This window comes from Pseudonocardia sp. Ae150A_Ps1, assembly GCF_001932315.1.
Classification (GTDB): Bacteria; Actinomycetota; Actinomycetes; order Mycobacteriales; family Pseudonocardiaceae; genus Pseudonocardia.
Map to the genome: position 1 here is coordinate 5,216,698 of NZ_MCIJ01000001.1, position 17,143 is coordinate 5,233,840.

The 17,143-nt window shown below is 74.9% G+C and carries 16 protein-coding genes and 1 pseudogene; 9 read left to right on the plus strand and 8 right to left on the minus strand.

What is annotated here, in order from left to right; all coding sequences use genetic code 11:
• Window positions 1-67: 67 nt before the first annotated feature.
• From Ae150APs1_RS24565 to yaaA, 3 genes are all read right to left on the minus strand, one after another.
• Window positions 68-1,000 (minus strand): RIO1 family regulatory kinase/ATPase, encoded by a 933-nt coding sequence (locus tag Ae150APs1_RS24565; RefSeq protein WP_075300572.1) that lies wholly within the window; start codon window positions 998-1,000, stop codon window positions 68-70.
• Between the two features lie 391 nt (window positions 1,001-1,391).
• On the minus strand, window positions 1,392-1,862 hold the full coding sequence (locus Ae150APs1_RS24570; protein ID WP_075300574.1) for a hypothetical protein: 471 nt from the start codon (window positions 1,860-1,862) through the stop codon (window positions 1,392-1,394).
• A 70-nt stretch (window positions 1,863-1,932) separates the two neighbouring features.
• Window positions 1,933-2,682, minus strand: coding sequence for a peroxide stress protein YaaA (gene yaaA / locus Ae150APs1_RS24575; RefSeq protein ID WP_075300576.1), 750 nt, complete (start codon window positions 2,680-2,682; stop codon window positions 1,933-1,935).
• Window positions 2,683-3,013: 331 nt separating this feature from the next.
• Here yaaA and Ae150APs1_RS24580 point away from each other — a divergent pair, with 331 nt between their 5' ends.
• Window positions 3,014-4,324, plus strand: coding sequence for a bifunctional o-acetylhomoserine/o-acetylserine sulfhydrylase (locus Ae150APs1_RS24580; protein WP_075300578.1), 1,311 nt, complete (start codon window positions 3,014-3,016; stop codon window positions 4,322-4,324).
• Between the two features lie 45 nt (window positions 4,325-4,369).
• The gene (locus Ae150APs1_RS24585) at window positions 4,370-5,509 is read left to right on the plus strand and encodes a homoserine O-acetyltransferase (protein ID WP_075300580.1); all 1,140 of its coding nucleotides are present in this window, start codon (window positions 4,370-4,372) and stop codon (window positions 5,507-5,509) included.
• Window positions 5,510-5,519: 10 nt separating this feature from the next.
• Here the strand turns inward: Ae150APs1_RS24585 and Ae150APs1_RS24590 are convergent, their stop codons facing one another.
• A complete protein-coding gene (locus Ae150APs1_RS24590; protein WP_075300582.1) occupies window positions 5,520-5,942 on the minus strand; it encodes a PPOX class F420-dependent oxidoreductase in 423 nt (140 codons plus the stop codon).
• Between the two features lie 86 nt (window positions 5,943-6,028).
• Between Ae150APs1_RS24590 and Ae150APs1_RS24595 the strand changes: the two genes are divergently transcribed.
• Entirely contained in the window at window positions 6,029-7,774 is a 1,746-nt protein-coding gene (locus Ae150APs1_RS24595) for a proline--tRNA ligase (RefSeq protein ID WP_075300584.1), read from the plus strand.
• 141 nt (window positions 7,775-7,915) lie between these two features.
• Here Ae150APs1_RS24595 and Ae150APs1_RS24600 read toward each other — a convergent pair whose 3' ends face one another.
• Window positions 7,916-8,674, minus strand: a complete 759-nt coding sequence (locus Ae150APs1_RS24600; protein ID WP_075300586.1) for a hypothetical protein — start codon at window positions 8,672-8,674, stop codon at window positions 7,916-7,918.
• Window positions 8,675-8,776: 102 nt separating this feature from the next.
• Window positions 8,777-9,187: a secondary thiamine-phosphate synthase enzyme YjbQ gene (locus Ae150APs1_RS24605; RefSeq protein WP_075302548.1), complete on the minus strand. Its 411-nt coding sequence runs from the start codon at window positions 9,185-9,187 to the stop codon at window positions 8,777-8,779.
• Between the two features lie 37 nt (window positions 9,188-9,224).
• Here Ae150APs1_RS24605 and Ae150APs1_RS24610 point away from each other — a divergent pair, with 37 nt between their 5' ends.
• Entirely contained in the window at window positions 9,225-10,295 is a 1,071-nt protein-coding gene (locus tag Ae150APs1_RS24610; RefSeq protein ID WP_249266468.1) for an aminotransferase class V-fold PLP-dependent enzyme, read from the plus strand.
• A gap of 17 nt (window positions 10,296-10,312) precedes the next feature.
• Here Ae150APs1_RS24610 and Ae150APs1_RS33925 read toward each other — a convergent pair whose 3' ends face one another.
• Together Ae150APs1_RS33925 and Ae150APs1_RS33930 are read right to left on the minus strand one after the other, a co-directional pair.
• Entirely contained in the window at window positions 10,313-10,774 is a 462-nt protein-coding gene (locus Ae150APs1_RS33925; RefSeq protein WP_010236978.1) for a ferritin-like domain-containing protein, read from the minus strand.
• On the minus strand, window positions 10,771-11,223 hold the full coding sequence (locus tag Ae150APs1_RS33930; RefSeq protein WP_075300588.1) for a hypothetical protein: 453 nt from the start codon (window positions 11,221-11,223) through the stop codon (window positions 10,771-10,773). The genes Ae150APs1_RS33925 and Ae150APs1_RS33930 overlap by 4 nt, the downstream gene beginning before the upstream one ends.
• Before the next feature lie 284 nt (window positions 11,224-11,507).
• Here Ae150APs1_RS33930 and rimP point away from each other — a divergent pair, with 284 nt between their 5' ends.
• The 5 genes and pseudogenes from rimP (at window position 11,508) to Ae150APs1_RS24645 (ending at window position 17,101) form a co-directional block, all read left to right on the plus strand.
• Window positions 11,508-12,095 (plus strand): ribosome maturation factor RimP, encoded by a 588-nt coding sequence (gene rimP, locus Ae150APs1_RS24625; protein WP_075300590.1) that lies wholly within the window; start codon window positions 11,508-11,510, stop codon window positions 12,093-12,095.
• Window positions 12,092-13,126, plus strand: coding sequence for a transcription termination factor NusA (nusA, locus tag Ae150APs1_RS24630; protein WP_075300592.1), 1,035 nt, complete (start codon window positions 12,092-12,094; stop codon window positions 13,124-13,126). Before rimP ends, nusA begins: the two co-directional genes overlap by 4 nt.
• Window positions 13,127-13,215: 89 nt before the next feature.
• Window positions 13,216-13,536: a YlxR family protein gene (locus Ae150APs1_RS24635; RefSeq protein WP_139317051.1), complete on the plus strand. Its 321-nt coding sequence runs from the start codon at window positions 13,216-13,218 to the stop codon at window positions 13,534-13,536.
• A gap of 163 nt (window positions 13,537-13,699) precedes the next feature.
• On the plus strand, window positions 13,700-16,702 hold the full coding sequence (infB, locus tag Ae150APs1_RS24640) for a translation initiation factor IF-2 (protein WP_075300594.1): 3,003 nt from the start codon (window positions 13,700-13,702) through the stop codon (window positions 16,700-16,702).
• Window positions 16,703-16,805: 103 nt separating this feature from the next.
• Window positions 16,806-17,101 (plus strand): annotated as a pseudogene (locus Ae150APs1_RS24645) (DUF503 domain-containing protein).
• Window positions 17,102-17,143: the final 42 nt, after the last annotated feature.

Sequence of the window (17,143 nt, forward strand, 5' to 3'; positions counted from 1 at the left end):
GGCGGGCCCTGTGGGGCGAGCCGGGCAGGGCACGTGGGTGCCCTGCCCGGTGGGCGGGCCCGGGCCGTCAGTACAGACGGCTGCACAGGTCGGCCAGGAGCGAGTCCGGGGCGTCCGGGTCGAGCCCGCGGGCGACGAACCACTCACCGATCCGCCGGACGTCGCGCTCCAGGAACTCCGGCCCCCGCGGGTTCCCGACGACGTCCACCACCTGCGGCAGGTCGATCAGCACCGGCCGGCCGTCGTGGACCAGGACGTTGTAGGCGGACAGGTCGCCGTGGGCGTACCCGAGGCCGGCCAGGGTCCCGAGCGCGCCGGCCAGGCCTGACCAGAGGGCGTCCCGCTCGTCGGGCCCCGGGCGGGACGCGGCCAGCCGGGGCGCCGCGGTGCCGTCGGGGGTGCCGAGGAACTCCATCAGCACCTCGGTGCCCGCGACCGACACCGGGTAGGGGACGGGTGCGCCGGCGTCGTGCAGCCGGGCCAGCGCGGCGAACTCCGCCTCCGCCCACCGGGTCGCGATCATGTCGCGGCCGACGGACGTGCGCCGGGCCATCGCCCGGTTCTCCCGGGACCTCCGGACGCGGCGTCCCTCGAGGTAGCCCTCGTCGCGGTGGAACAGGCGGTGTGCGGCGTCGCGGTACCGCTTGGCGGCCAGCAGCACTCCCGGACGGCCGGGCAGGCCGCGCTCTACCAGGTGGACGTCGGCCTCCTTGCCGGTCTTGAGCACGCCGCGCTCGCGGTCGACGGCACCGGTCGCGGTGACCATCCAGGACGGCCACGGGCGCGGCCCGCGCGATCCGGCGGGCACCGACGGCCAGGTGCTCCAGCGGTCGCCCTCGGGCGGGGCGTCCGGGTCGGACCCGGCTCGACCGTCGAGATCGGACAGGCGGGAGGGGACGGCCGCGGTACGGCCGGGGGTGTCCTCGTCGTCGAATCGGCGGCGACGGCGGCGGACGGGTTCGGACGGTCGTGAGGAATGCGAGGAGTGCGAGGAGTGCACGGTGGGCTCCGGAGGGCGGCAGGGCGCCACGCGGTGCCGGACGCGCCTCTCGGAGGCGCCGGGTCAGCCGCGGGGCGGGGACGGGCGGGACGGGCGCGCAGCGCGCACCCGGACAGGCGTGACGGCCATCGGTACGCACCTCCCCGCTCCCTCGGCGCGGTCGTCCCGCGCACCGGTCCCTCCGGCGACGAGCAGACTGCCGGGCGCTGCCCCCGGGCGCCACCGGTTATCGCGCCTGGTCCGCCGACCCTGCCGACCCCGCCGACCCACAGGTCCGCCGGCCCACAGGTCCGCCGAGCCACCGACCAGGCGAACGACAGGTCGACCGGCCGACCGAACCGGTCGGGCACTCCGCAGCAGCGAGACCCCCGAGACCCCGGGCCCGCCGGGTTCACCCCAGCGCGCTCAGCGCCCCGAGCCCGAGCGCGCCGAACAGCACGCCCCAGACGACGACGGTCACGGTCTGCCACACCACGACCTGCCTGCGGTCCAGCCCGGCCGCGACCATGGCGAAGGCGGTCAGCGAGATCGCCATCAGGGTCGGCGCGAGCAGCGAGGCGACCGGCACGCCGTACCGGTCGACCCGGGCGATCAGCTTCCGGCGCCGCTCGCTCTGCGGCTTCTCCCCGCCCCGGGTGAGGCCGCGCCGGGCGCGGTCGCCCAGCCAGACCGCGACGGCCAGCGCGAGCAGGTTCCCGACCACGGCGGCGGTGACGGCGAGCACGACCGGCATCCCGGCGAGGGCCCCGACGCCAGCGCCGACGTAGGACTCCAGGAACGGCACGATCCCGATGGCCACCACGGCGAGGACCTGCAGGACCGGGTGCAGGGTGTCCACGACGGCGTTGAGCTGCTCGACCATGTGGAAGATCCTGCCGGATCGCGTGCTGTGTCCGGTATGCCCGGTCGGGTCCCGATCGTGGGACCGCCGGTCAGGCGGGGATCACCAGGTCGAGGTGGTTCCCGGTCCGCTCCACCGCGTGCCCGGCGCGCCGCGCGATCCGGGCGACCGCCCCGGCATCGGACGGCTCGGCCCGCGAGGTCGCCAGCAGCCGGGCCAGCCCGCCCTTGTGCGACTTGTTGTGGTGGCTGACCACCGAGCGGCTGCCGTCGGGACGGACGGCGAGGACGTTCACCGTCACCGCGCCGGGGACCGCGCCCAGCGCGGCGTAGCCGCCGGACCGCAGGTCGACGACGAGCTCGCCGCCGGCGATCCGGGCCAGCAGCGGGTCGAGCACTGGTCGCCACCGTGCCGCGAGGGTGCCCGAGCCGGGCAGCTTCGCCGAGGCCGAGAGCCGGTAGGCGGGGATCGGGTCGTCGGCCCCGAGCAGCCCGAACAGGGCCGAGCAGACCGCCAGCCGGGACCGGGCCCGGTCCCGGACGGCGCGGGTGAAGGAGCCGGAGTCGAGGGCGTCGTAGAGGACGCCGGTGTAGCGGTCCAGCGCGGGCATCGTCGGCGACGTGGCCAACGCGGCGTCCCGGTCGACCTCCGCGGCCTGACCCGCGGACAGGCCCAGCGCTTGCAGGGCCGCCGGAGGGTCGGCGGTGAGCGCGACGAGCTCACCCACCAGTTCCTTGCGGACGGCGCCGAGGTCGGCGTCGTGGGAGAGCGCAGCGAGATCGAGCGGCGCGCCGTCCCCGCCGTCGCGTTTGGTCTCCGAGGGCGGCAGCAGCACGAGCACGGCGGAGCAGCCTAGTTCGCGGCCCGGACGGACCGGGAGGCGCGCCCGTCGGGTACGCCCCGACCGGGCGTTGTGCGACCCCTGCGACGCGACTAGGTTCGGCCGGGTGACCTGCCTCGTGGCGCGACTGCACGTCGACTTCATGCGGATCACGAGCGCGACCTGTCGCCCTCGTCGCTGATCCCGCGCTGATCCCGCGCCCGGGCCCGGCCCCCGCTCGCCTGCGGCCGCCCGCGCCCCCACGACAGCCCGCCGACGTCCGGCAGCGTCCCCGAGCGATCCGCTCGCCTCGACCGCGTCGACCCGGCCGAACCTCTCCGAGGAGATCCTCATGACCGAGCCCGACCCGACCGCAGGCTGGTCCTTCGAGACCAAGCAGGTCCACGCCGGTGCCGCACCGGACCCGACGACCGGTGCGCGCGCGACGCCGATCTACCAGACGACGTCGTACGTCTTCCGGGACACCGACCACGCCGCGAACCTGTTCGGACTCGCCGAGTTCGGCAACATCTACACGCGGATCATGAACCCGACCCAGGACGTCCTGGAGCAGCGCGTCGCCGCCCTGGAGGGCGGGGCCGCGGCGCTGGCCGTCGCGTCCGGGCAGGCCGCCCAGGCGCTCGCGATCCAGAACATCGCCGAGGCGGGCGACCACATCGTCTCCAGCGCGTCGCTGTACGGCGGCACGTACAACCAGTTCCACTACACGTTCCCGAAGCTGGGGATCGAGGTCACGTTCGTCGACGACCCCGACGACCTCGACGAGTGGCGCGCGGCGATCCGCCCGAACACCAAGGCGCTCTACGGGGAGACGCTGGGCAACCCGCGGGGCAACATCCTCGACATCACCGGGGTGGCCGGTGTCGCGCACGACGCCGGCGTGCCGCTGATCGTGGACAACACCGTCCTGACCCCGTACCTGGTGCGTCCGATCGAGCACGGCGCCGACATCGTCGTCCACTCGCTCACCAAGTTCCTCGGCGGCCACGGCACCTCGGTCGGCGGGATCATCGTCGACTCCGGGACGTTCGACTGGGTGGGCAACGCCGCGAAGTTCCCCGGTCTGACCACTCCGGACCCGAGCTACCACGGCGCGGTGTTCACCGACGCCGTCGGCCCGATCGCCTACATCATCAAGGCCCGCGTGCAGCTGCTGCGCGACCTCGGCCCGGCGATTTCCCCGCAGAACGCGTTCCTGATCCTGCAGGGGATCGAGACCCTGTCGCTGCGGCTGGAGCGGCACAACCAGAACGCGCAGGCGCTGGCCGAGTGGCTGGAGCAGCGCGACGAGGTCGAGAAGGTCCACTACGCGGGGCTGCCGTCGTCGCGGTGGCACGCCGCCCAGCAGAAGTACCTGCCGAAGGGTGGCGGCGCGATCGTCGCGTTCGAGCTGCGCGACGGGCTCGAGGCGGGCAAGAGGTTCGTGAACGCCCTCGAACTGCACAGCCACCTCGCCAACATCGGTGACGTCCGCAGCCTCGTGATCCACCCGGCGTCCACGACGCACAGCCAGCTGAACCCCGAGGAGCAGCTGGCCTCCGGCGTCACCCCGGGCCTGGTCCGGCTGTCGGTGGGGCTCGAGGGGATCGAGGACATCAAGGCCGACCTGGACTCCGGGTTCCGCGCGTCCAAGGGTGCGTGAGAGCAGTCTGTCGGAACGAACCCCGGATCTGATCTCCTGTCGGACGTGAACGACACAGCGCTCCCTCCCGCCAGCGGCGCCTGGCGGGAGGGGGACGACCCCGGCCGCCGCAGGTTCCTCGACCTCCCCGCCCCGCTGAAACTGGAGGCGGGTGGTGAGCTGCCGGGGGTGCGGCTCTCCTACGAGACGTGGGGCGAGCTCGCGCCGGACGGCTCGAACGCCGTGCTGGTGCTGCACGCCCTGACCGGGGACACCCACCTCGAGGGGCCCGCCGGGCCGGGACACCCGACGGCGGGCTGGTGGCCGGGACTGATCACGCCGGGCGGGCCGCTGGACCCGGCGCACTGGTTCGTCGTCGCCCCGAACGCGGTCGGCGGCTGCCAGGGCAGCACCGGGCCGGCCTCCACCGCGCCCGACGGACGCACCTGGGGGAGCCGGTTCCCGCTGGTCACCGTGCGGGACTCGGTGGTCGCCGAGCAGCACCTCGCCGACGCGCTCGGCATCGACGCGTTCGCCTGCGTGATCGGTGGCTCGATGGGGTCGATGCGGTCGCTGGAGTGGGCGGCGACCGAGCCCGACCGGGTCCGGCGGCTGTTCCTGCTGGCCGGGCCGGCGGCGTCGTCGGCGGACCAGATCGGCTGGGCGGCCCCGCAGATCGAGGCCATCCGTGCCGACCCGCACTGGCACGGCGGCGACTACCACCAGCTGCCCGAGGGACCGTGGCGCGGCCTGGGCATCGCCCGCCGGATCGCGCACCTGAGCTACCGCTCCGGGTACGAGCTGGCGACCCGCTTCGGCCGCGACCCGCAGGACGGCGAGGACCCGCTCGATGGTGGCCGGTACGCCGTCGAGTCGTACCTGGACCACCACGCGGACAAGCTGGTGCGCCGGTTCGACGCGGCGTCCTACGTCCGGCTCACCCAGGCCATGAACCACCACGACGTCGGTCGCGGACGTGGCGGGACGGCGCCGGCGCTGTCCCGGGTCCGGGCGCGGACCTACGTCGCCGGTGTCACGTCGGACCGGCTCTACCCGCTCGCCGAGCAGGAGGAGCTGGCCGCCGGGATCCCGAACGCGGACCCGCTGAAGGTGATCGACTCGCCGTACGGGCACGACGGGTTCCTCGTCGAGACGCCGACGGTCGCGCGGATGCTCGGGGAGCTGCTGGCCGAGCCGGCGCCCTGACCCGTGCCGGTCAGCCGATCCGCTCGCCGTAGACCCGCTGGACGTGCATCGTCATGAGCACCCGGCGGTCGCGCACCATGGCCGCGCGGAAGTCGTCCCAGTCCGGGTGCTCGCCCGCGGCCGCCCGGTACCAGTCGACGAGTGCCTGCACCGCCGGGCCGTCCGGGGAGTCGTCGGGTCCGGCGAGCTCGACCGGCCCCTCGGCGGTCGCCCAGGCGCGGCCGTCCGCGCTCTCCACCGACAGGGCGGCCCGCGGGTCGCGGCGCAGGTTCGCCGTCTTCGCCCCGCCCTCGGTCATCGAGACGCCGATGGTGCCGGCGGCGCGGTCGTAGTACGGGGTGACCGGTGACAGCTGCGGCATCCCGCTGCGCTTGATGGTCGCGAGGACGCCCTGACGGGCGTTCCCGAGCAGGTCGTGCTGTTCGTCTCCCATACCCGGACCAACGCCGATGGCGTGGGTCACTGTTCCCGCCGGAACCGGGGTGAGCGGCCGCGGGGGGCGTCGCTACCCTTCTCCGGGTGTTGACCCGGATGTCGTCGCTGTTCCTGCGCACCCTGCGTGAGGACCCGGCCGACGCGGAGGTGCCCAGCCACAAGCTGCTGGTCCGCGCCGGCTACGTCCGTCGCGTCGCCCCGGGGGTCTACTCCTGGCTGCCGCTCGGGCTGAAGGTGCTCCGCCGCATCGAGAACGTGGTGCGCGAGGAGATGGACGCCATGGGCGGCCAGGAGATCCAGTTCCCCGCGCTGCTGCCGCGTGAGCCCTACGAGGCGACGAACCGGTGGACCGAGTACGGCCCGGCGCTGTTCCGCATCCAGGACCGCAAGGGCGGCGACTACCTGCTCGGCCCCACCCACGAGGAGCTGTTCACGCGCGCGGTGAAGGGCGAGTACTCGTCGTACAAGGACTACCCGGTCGTCCTCTACCAGATCCAGACCAAGTACCGCGACGAGGAGCGGCCCCGCGCCGGCATCCTGCGCGGCCGCGAGTTCCTGATGAAGGACTCGTACTCGTTCGACCTGTCCGACGAGGGGCTCTCGGAGTCCTACGGCAAGCACCGCGACACCTACATCCGGATCTTCGACCGCCTCGCGCTGAAGTACGTGATCGTGGCGGCCACGTCCGGGGCGATGGGCGGCTCGGCGTCCGAGGAGTTCCTCGCCGAGTCGGAGACGGGGGAGGACACGTTCGTCCGCGGGCCCGGCGGGTACGCGGCGAACGTCGAGGCGGTCACCACCCCCGCGCCCCCGGCGATCCCGCTCGACGGGCTGCCCGCGGCCCAGGTCCACCACACGCCGGACACACCGACCATCGAGACGCTCGTGACCTACCTCAACGAGCACACCGACCGGACCTTCACCGCGGCGGACACGCTGAAGAATGTCCTGGTCAAGACCCGGCAGCCGGGCGCGGACAGCTGGGAGCTGGTCGGCGTCGGCGTGCCCGGCGACCGCGAGGTCGACATGAAGCGGCTCGAGGCGGCCCTCGAACCCGCCCAGGTCGAGCTCCTGGAGGAGGCCGACTTCTCCCGCAACGCGTTCCTGGTCAAGGGCTACATCGGCCCGGCGGCGCTGGCCGCGAACGGTGTCCGGTACCTCGTCGACCCGCGGATCGTCACCGGCACCGCCTGGGTGACCGGCGCCGACAAGGCCGACCACCACGTCGTCGACCTCGTGGCGGGCCGCGACTTCACCCCGGACGGCACGATCGAGGCCGCCGAGGTGCGCGCCGGTGACCCCAGCCCCGACGGGGAAGGGGTCCTGGAGGCCGCGCGCGGCATCGAGATCGGGCACATCTTCCAGCTCGGCCGCAAGTACGCCGACGCGTTCTCGCTCGACGCGCTGGGCCCCGACTCGAAGCCGGTGCGGATCACGATGGGGTCCTACGGCATCGGCGTCTCGCGGCTGGTCGCGGCGATCGCCGAGCAGTGCCACGACGACTCCGGTCTCGTCTGGCCGCGCTCGGTGGCGCCGTTCGACGTGCACGTCGTCGTCGCCGGGAAGTCGGCCGAGCTGCTCGAGGGCGGTGAGGTCCTCGCCGCGGAGCTGGAGGCCGAGGGCCTGTCGGTGATCCTCGACGACCGCAAGGCCTCGCCCGGGGTCAAGTTCGCCGACGCCGAGCTGGTCGGGGTGCCGACGATCGTCGTCGTCGGCCGGGGGCTGGCCGACGGGAAGGTCGAGCTCAAGGACCGTGCGACGGGCGAGCGGACCGAGATCCCGCGCGACGGCGCGGCCGGCCACGTCGCGGGAGTCGTCCGCGGCGCCTGACGGGCACTCCCGCCCGCGCCGGCCCTCGGAGCCACCGGGTTCGCACGGGGTCGGGTCGTTCGCACGGGGTCGGACCTCGTGCGAGCCGAGCGATCCCGTGCGAACCGGGTCGAGGTGCGGCGCGGGTCCGGCGTAGGCGGGTCAGGGGGGCGGGACGGCCGAGGTCGCCAGGTCGGCGAGGTCGGTGCCGGGGACCGGGTCGCCCGGCCCGCCACCGGCGTCCGCCGCGGTGACGAGCATCGCCACCCCGGTCGAGCCGTCCTGGGCCCGGGTGCGGGGCACGGCGAGCACCCCGACCGCGCCGTCGGTCGCGCGGCATCCGGCGGCCCCGGCGGCGAGGCCGTCGGACCGGACGGTCGCCTCCACCCACGAACCCGGCTCGGTCCCGCCCGGGCGCGGCACGGCGGGCCCGACCGCCACCTGCGGCGTGGACCCCGCGTAGGCGGACTCCCCGGCGCCCCGGGCGAACGCCTGGGCGGCCTGCTCGACCGTCGTCCCGGCCGGGACAGCGACCAGTGCCGCCGCGGCGACCCCGCGCGGCGCGGCGCCCGGTGGGCACTCCCCGGCCGCGAACGGCGGCACCTCGGCGAGGCGCACGAAGGGCACCCCGAAGACGTCCAGCGGCGCGGTCCCGGCGGGCGCGGGGGGCCAGCCCGACGGCGGGGTCACGGCGAACGCCTCCGACGTCGCGGGTGCGGCAGCCGCGGGGGAGGGCCCGGACGGGCCGGACGAGGGGCCGCTCAGCGCCGCGACGGTCCCGGTCACGAGCAGCACCACCACGACGGCGGCCAGCACCGGCCGGAACCGGCGCCCCGGGCCGCCGCCGGGCGGTGACTGGGCCGGTCGGGCCCCGGACACCGCGCCCGGACGGCTGGTCGAGGTCGTCCACCCGGAGGTCACCGGCGCAGCCTACGGCGCCCTCCGCGCGGTCCCGCCGACCGGACGACGGCCGGCCGGGCCGGGGCGCCCGGCGGAGGACCCGGGGGAACGCGGGGGGAGCGGTCAGCTCGGCAGCAGGGAGAACCGCACGGACCGCGTCGGGTTGTCCACGTTGGTGTCGACCAGGCACACCGACTGCCAGGTGCCCAGCGCCGGGCGTCCGCCGATCACCGGGATCGTGGTCGACGGCGGCACGAACGCCGGCAGCACGTGGTCCCGCCCGTGGCCGGCGCTGCCGTGCCGGTGCCGCCAGCGGTCGTCGGCGGGGAGGACCTGACGCAGCTGCGCCAGGAGGTCGGCGTCGCTGCCCGCTCCGGTCTCGATCACGGCGATCCCGGCGGTGGCGTGCGGGACGAAGACGTTCAGCAGCCCGTCGCCGGCCCCGGCGCCGGACAGGAATTCCTCGATCGGGCCCGTCAGGTCCACCACGGACTCCTCGGAGCCGGTACGGACCTCGATCAGCTCACTGTGCACGCCGTCCAACCTAGGTCGGTGGCTAGGCTCGGGCAGCGTGGGAGAGACGATCACGGTGTTCGGCCGGGAGCTCCCGCGCCGTCCCGGCTACCTGAACACCGCGAGCATCGGGGTGCCGACACTGGAGGCCTCCGCAGCGGTCGCCGAGACGGTGCGGCGCTGGGCGGTGGCGGAGGCGTCACCGAAGGACTTCGACGACGACGTGGAGGCCGCCCGCGCGGGTTTCGCCACGATCACCGGCGTCCCGGTCGCCGACGTCGCCCAGGGCGCCACCACGTCCGGGCTGATCGGCCCGCTCGCGGCGGCCGTGCCGGACGGCACCCGGGTGCTGGTCGCGGCGGGCGAGTTCTCGTCGGTCACCCGGCCGTTCGCGCTGCAGGCGCACCGCGGGGTGCGGGTCACCGAGGTGCCGCTCGCCGAGCTCGCCGGGAACGCGCCCGGCCACGATCTCGTCGCGGTGTCTGTGGTGCAGTCCGCCGACGGCCGGATCGCCGATCTCGACGCGCTGGGCGCGGTCCGCGAGCGGCACGGCGTGCGGCTGCTGCTCGACGTCACCCAGGCCGCCGGGTGGCTCCCGCTCCGCCTGGCGGGAGCGGACGCCGTCGTCGGGGCGGGGTACAAGTGGCTGCTCGGGCCGCGCGGGACGGCGTGGCTGGCGCAGCGGCCGTCCTGGGTGGCGGGGCCGCCCGGCGGGGAGCGCTGGCCGGAGGTCGTGCGGCACTCCGCCGGCTGGTACGGCACCCGGGACCGTTGGGGCGGCGGCCTCTACACGCCGGACCCGCCCGCGCGCCCGGGGCCGGCCGGCGGGGAGGAGTCGCCGGTCTGGTTCGCGCACGCGGGGTCGGCGGTGACGGTGCCGTGGCTGGCGTCGGTTGACCCGGAGGCCCTGCGCGCCCACTGCGCCGGGCTCGCCGACGCCCTGCGGGAGCGGCTCGGTCTGGAGCCCACCGGGTCGGCGATCGTCTCCGTGCGGGCCGACGGCGCCGCCGACCGGCTGGCCGCCGCCGGGATCACCGCCGCGGTCCGGGACGGCGCGGCACGGCTCGCGTTCCACCTGGCCAACACCCCCGAGGACGTCGACCTGGCCGCCGCCGCGTTGCGCGACTGAGGGCCGTGGGCCGGGCGTCAGCCCCTGCCGGGGAACACCGGGACGACGGGGGAGCGCTCGGTCACCGTGCGCCAGAAGGCGAGCCGGCCCGTGCAGTCGATCATCGCGCGCAGTCCCGCCTCGCGCAGCGCGGTCTGGGTCGAGCGCTCCATCACCGACCGCCAGGCGGCGATCGTGTCGGTCTCGGCGGAGACCAGCAGCGCCCCCGCCGACACCGCGTCGACGACCGGCTGCGGCGGTGTGTACGCGGGCTGCGCCGACACCGGGCGCTGCCCCACGTCGGACAGCGTCTGGGTGATCTGCCCGCGCAGCGTGGTGTGGGCCTCGATGTCGGCGCGGGCCCGCGTGGCCCAGTCGGCCGGGACGAACGCCGTCGACATCTTGTAGGCCCACAGCGCCGCGTGCTCGCTCGCGAGCGCCCGCTGCAACGCGTCGACGGTCACCTGCGGGACCGCGGAGTCGTCCTGTTCCTGGCTCACTGCAGCACCGCCGCGTAGGTCGCGCAGCAGGCGGCCACCTCGGCGACCAGCCCGACCTGCTGGGCCGACGCCCGCGAGACGACCTCGCCCGCGGTCCGCGCGGAGGCGGCAACGGCGTCGCGCACGGCGGCGAGGTCCGCCGCCGGCGGGGTCGCGGGAGCGGGCACCGAGCCCGGGGCGCGCCCGCCGGCCTGGTCGAGCGCGGTCGCGTGCTCCATCCGGGCCGCCCGCAGCGGCTCCAGACGGCCGGCCAGCGCGGGATCGTCGGTCACGGCGGCGGCGACCATCGCGGCGTCCATCCGGGCGCCGTCGGCCATCGCGAGCAGGGCGTCGCCGGTGTCGTCGGTCCGGGCGGCGCCGGGGGAGCAGGCGGACAGGACCGGCCAGGACGCCACGGCGGCCGCCGCCGTCCCGAGTACCTGCCGCCGGGTGAACCCCGGTGCCGGCACGGTTGGTCTCCGGTCCCTCACGCCGGGTCATGCTGCCAGCCGGTCACGGGGGTCCCCACACCGACCGCCCGCCCCCGTCCGGGTGGACGGCGGCCGCCGCATCCCCGGGCCGACGCGCTAGGCTCGTCGGCCGCCCCTGCCGTCGTCCCCGCCGCCGTCCCGGCCACCGCTCCGCGGTCCGTGACGGGGCCCGTACCCGAGCCGTGCCGCCCCGCGGCGCCGCCCGGGCGCGTGGGCGGGCGGTGACGGCCGGCGACCGACGCGACCACGAGGAGAGTCACCCGATGCGCAGTCCGGACCCCGAACAGCTGGCAGACCAGCTGCGCGGCGTGCTCGAGCCGGTCGTCACCGACGCCGGGCTGGAGATCGACGCCGTGGAGGTCCGCACCGCCGGCCGGCGGCACGCGGTGAAGCTCGTCGTCGACCTGCCGGAGGCCTCGACCGCCACCGGCATCGACCTGGACGACATCGCCCGGCTCAGCCGGACCGCCGCGGCCGAGCTCGACCTGCACGAGCACCTCATCGAGGGGTCCTACACGCTCGAGGTGACCTCGCCCGGCATCGACCGGCCGCTGACCACGCCCCGGCACTGGCGGCGGAACTTCCTGCGGCTGGCCCGGATCACCCTGGCGGGCGGCGACGACCTGGAGGCCAGGATCGGCCGGGCCGGTGACGACCGGGTGCAGGTCGCGGTGCCCGGCCGGAAGCAGCCCGAGCTGCGCGAGATCGCCTACGACGACGTCACGCACGCCCAGGTGCAGGTCGAGTTCAAGCCGGCCCCGGCCGCCGAGACCGCCCTGCTCGACCCGGGCGGCGGCAGCGGCGACACCAGCGACAACAGCGGCACGAACGGATCCGAGGAGAACCGGTGAACGTCGACATCCCCGCACTGCGGGCCATCGAGCGGGACAAGGAGATCCCGTTCGAGACGGTGCTGGAGGCCATCGAGACCGCGCTGCTCACCGCCTACCGGCACACCGAGGGCCACCACTCCGACGCGCGCGTCGACATCGACCGCAAGACCGGTGTCGTGCGCGTGCGGGCCCGCGACGCCTCGGACGCGGCCGAGGACGGCACCCCCGGCCCCGAGTTCGACGACACCCCCGAGGGCTTCGGCCGGATCGCGGCGACCACCGCCCGCCAGGTGATCGTGCAGCGGCTGCGCGACGCCGAGCACGAGCGCACCTACGGGGAGTTCTCCACCAAGGAGGGCGAGGTCGTCGCCGGCATCGTGCAGCGCGACGCCCGCGCCAACGCCCGCGGTGTGGTGATCGTCGAGCTGGGCGGCGGCACCGAGGCGGTCCTCCCGGCGGCCGAGCAGGTGCCGGGCGAGGTCTACCAGCACGGCGAGCGCATCCGCTGCTACGTGATCGGGGTCGCCCGCGGGCCGCGCGGGACCACGATCACGCTGTCCCGCACGCACCCGAACCTGGTGCGCAAGCTGTTCGCGCTCGAGGTGCCCGAGCTCGTCGACGGCTCGATCGAGATCGTCTCGGTCGCCCGGGAGGCCGGGTTCCGGTCCAAGATCGCCGTGCGGTCGGCCCGGCCGGGGCTCAACGCCAAGGGCGCCTGCATCGGCCCGATGGGCGCGCGCGTCCGCGGCGTGATGGGCGAGCTGGCCGGCGAGAAGATCGACATCATCGACTGGTCCGAGGACCCCGGTGAGTTCGTCGGGAACGCGCTCTCGCCGTCCAAGGTGGTCTCGGTGACGGTGCTGGACGAGCGGGCGCGGATCGCGCGCGTCGTCGTGCCCGACTTCCAGTTGTCGCTGGCGATCGGCAAGGAGGGCCAGAACGCCCGGCTCGCCGCCCGGCTCACCGGCTGGAAGATCGACATCCGGAGCGACGCCGACCCCCGCGACCCGGTCGGCCCGGACGGCGATCCGGTCGAGGTGTCGTCGTAGCCGCGACCGGACCGGCCGGTGGCCCGCCGGCGACCGGGGAGCGCGACGGCGGCCGGGGCGACGATCACCGCGGTGGGCCGGGCGAGGGAATGCCGGACGACTCCGCTGCGCTACACTCACAGACGGCCCGCGATCGCGGACCGTCGCCCGCTCGCACCCGGTCGGTTCCGATCCGGACGTGCGTCGGGTGCCGGAAACGGGAACGGGCCGGCGCACTGTTGCGGGTGGTCGCGGAGAACGGACGTCTCGTCCCGGATCCGCGTCACCGCCTCCCCGGGAGGGGTGCCTGGCTGCACCCCGCGACGGGATGCCTGGACAAGGCCGAGCGACGCTCGGCGTTCGTCCGGGCGTTGCGGCTCCGGAGCAGACCTGAGGTGGACGTTGTCCGCCGATGGGTGCAGGAGCAGTGACGTCAGCTGGGGATCGGGAGCCTCCCGGTCCCGTCATCGGAAGAAAGCAAGGTCGACCAGTCATGAGCCAGCAGTGAAGATCGCACCATGAACGTGCTTCGACACTAGGTTCGAGGTCGAGCGGGTCGCTGCCGCCCGGCCTCCGGTCAGGACAAGGAGAGCAGTGGCAGGCAAGGCCCGCGTGCACGAGCTCGCTAAGGAGCTCGGTCTCAGCAGTAAGCAGGTCCTCAGCAAGCTGCAGGACCTCGGGGAGTACGTGAAGTCTCCCTCCTCCACCGTGGAGGCCCCTGTCGCGCGCAAGCTGCGCGACGCGATGGCCGCCGGTGGGGGCAACGGCGGTGGCAACGGCCAGCGCCGCGGTTCCGGTGCGCCCGGTGGCGGTCGCCCGCGCGCCGGTGGCGGCGGTTCCGGCGCCCCGTCGCCGTCCCGCCCGAGCGCGCCCAAGCCCGGCCCGACCCCGGGAGCGGCTCCGTCGCGCCCGGGCCCGGCGCCGAAGCCCGGTCCGCGCCCCGGGCCGCCCGCGCCCGCGCAGGGTGCGCCGTCCCCGGCACAGCCGGCGGCCGGTCAGGACGCCCCGAAGCCGGGTCCGGCCACGTCGGCACCCACCCCGCAGCCCCAGGCCCCGGCCGCCGACGCCTCGGCGCCGGCTGCGCCGCGGCCCGGTCCCGCGGCGCCGAAGCCCGGTCCCAAGCCGGGTCCGGCCGCGCCGAAGCCCGGTCCGAAGCCGGGTGAGCAGGGTCAGGGCGGCGGCCAGGGCGGCGGTGCCCCGCGTCCCGGTGGCGACGGCCAGCGTGGCCCGAAGCCGGGCCCGCGCCAGCCGCGCGTCGGGAACAACCCGTTCGGCGTCGGCCAGGGTTCGCCCAAGCCGGCCCCGCGTCCCGGCCCGCCCGCGCAGCAGCCGGGTGGTCAGCAGCAGGGTGGCGGCGCCGCCCCGCAGCAGCCGGCGGCCCGCTCCGGTGAGGCCCCGCCGCGTCCGCCCCGTCCGGGCGGTGGCGCCGGTGGTCCGCGCCCGACCCCGAACAGCATGCCGCCGCGGCCGAACCCGGGCATGATGCCCGCGCGTCCGGCCGGTGGGCGCCCCGGTCCCGGTGGCCGTGGCGGTCCCGGTGGCGGCCGTGGTGGCCCCGGTGGCGGTCGTCCCGGTGGCGGCGGTGGCGGCTTCCGTCCCGGTGGCGGCGGTCCCGGTGGACCGCCTCCGGCCGGCGGTTTCCGTGGTCGTCCCGGTGGTGGCGGTCGTGGCCGCGGCGGTGCCGCGGGCGCGTTCGGCCGTCCCGGCGGTCCGGCCCGTCGTGGCCGCAAGTCGAAGCGGCAGAAGCGCCAGGAGTACGACGCCATGGCCGCGCCCTCGGTGGGCGGCGTCCGCCTGCCCAAAGGCAACGGCGAGACGATCCGGCTGCCGCGTGGCGCGTCGCTGACCGACTTCGCGGAGAAGATCAACGCCAACCCGGCCTCGCTGGTACAGGTGTTGTTCCACCTCGGCGAGATGGTCACGGCGACCGCGTCGGTCTCGGACGAGATCCTGGAGCTGCTCGGCCAGGAGATGAACTACCGGGTCCAGGTCGTGTCCCCCGAGGAGGAGGACCGCGCCCTGCTCGAGTCGTTCGACATCGAGTTCGGCGACCTCGGCGACGAGGAGGCGCTGGTGGCCCGGCCGCCGGTCGTCACCGTCATGGGTCACGTCGACCACGGCAAGACGCGCCTGCTGGACACGGTCCGCAAGGCCAACGTCCGCGAGGGCGAGGCCGGCGGCATCACCCAGCACATCGGCGCGTACCAGGTGCCGGCCGAGCTGGAGGGTGAGGAGCGGCTCATCACGTTCATCGACACCCCGGGTCACGAGGCGTTCACCGCCATGCGTGCCCGCGGTGCGAAGTCCACCGACATCGCGGTGATCGTGGTGGCGGCGGACGACGGCGTGATGCCGCAGACCGTCGAGTCGATCAACCACGCCCAGGCGGCGGACCTGCCGATCGTGGTCGCGGTCAACAAGATCGACGTCGAGGGTGCGAACCCGCAGAAGATCCGGCAGCAGCTCACCGAGTACAACCTGGTGGCCGAGGAGTTCGGCGGCGACACCATGTTCGTCGACATCTCCGCCAAGCAGGGCACCAACATCGAGTCGCTGCTCGAGGCGATCCTGCTGACCGCGGACGCGGCGCTCGACCTGCGGGCCAACCCCGACATGGACGCCCAGGGCGTCACCATCGAGGGGCACCTGGACCGCGGCCGTGGCCCGGTGGCCACGGTGCTGGTCCAGCGCGGCACGCTGAAGGTCGGCGACTCGGTCGTCGCGGGCGACGCCTCCGGGCGCGTCCGGCGGATGATCGACGAGCACGGTGCCGACGTCACCGAGGCGCTCCCGTCGCGTCCGGTGCAGGTCATCGGCCTGACCTCGGTCCCGGGTGCCGGCGACACGTTCCTCGTCGTCGACGAGGACCGGGTGGCCCGGCAGATCGCCGACCGGCGGCGCGCCCGCGAGCGCAACGCCGAGCTGGCGAGCCGTCGCAAGCGCGTCAGCCTGGAGGACCTGGACGCCGCGCTCAAGGAGACGAACACCCTCAACCTGATCATCAAGGGTGACAACTCGGGCACCGTGGAGGCGCTCGAGGAGGCCCTGATGAAGCTGGACGTGGGGGACGACATCGATCTGCGCGTCATCCACCGCGGCGTCGGTGGCATCACCGAGGGCGACATCAACCTCGCCATCGCGGACAACGTCATCGTCATGGGCTTCAACGTCCGTGCCGAGGGCAAGGCCACCGAGCTGGCCAACCGCGAGGGCGTGGAGATCCGCTACTACTCGGTGATCTACCAGGCGATCGAGGAGATTGAGCAGGCCCTGAAGGGCATGCTCAAGCCGGAGTACGAGGAGGTCGAGCTGGGCCGCGCGGAGGTCCGCGAGGTCTTCAAGTCCTCGAAGTTCGGCACGATCGCCGGTTGCCTCGTGATGGGTGGGGAGATCCGCCGGAACGCCAGGGCGCGCCTGCTGCGCGACTCGAAGGTGATCCACGAGAACCTCCCGGTGTCGTCGCTGCGCCGGTACAAGGACGACGTGGTCGAGGTCCGCGAGGGCTTCGAGTGCGGTCTGACGCTGGGCAGCTACTCCGACATCAAGGTCGACGACGTCATCGAGACGTTCGAGATGCGGGAGAAGCCGCGCGACTGAGTCCCTGAGATCGAGGGACGGAAGCAGCGGAACCGAGGTACTCGTCCGACGGGGCGGCCGGTGCGAACCGGCCGCCCCGTCGGCGTCTCGCCCGGAGGTGGGCATGTTCGTCGGTGCACTGGAGTGCGACGTCCTGCTCGGCGACGTCCGGTCGCTGAAACAGAAGCGGTCGGCGGTGCGGCCGCTGCTGGCCGAGCTGCGCCGGTTCGAGGTGGCGGCGGCCGAGGCCGGCCACCAGGACCTGTACCGGCGCGCGCTGATCGGTGTGAGCTGCGTGGCCGCCGACGCCGGACAGGTCACGGCGCTGCTGGAGCGGTGCGAGCGGCTGGTCGCCGCCGGCCCGAGATGGAACTGCTGTCCGCCCGGACCCGCCTGTTCGGCCCGGAGGACGACGACTGAGAACCCGCGGCGGGACCGGGCCGGCCTTGCCTAGACTCGGCC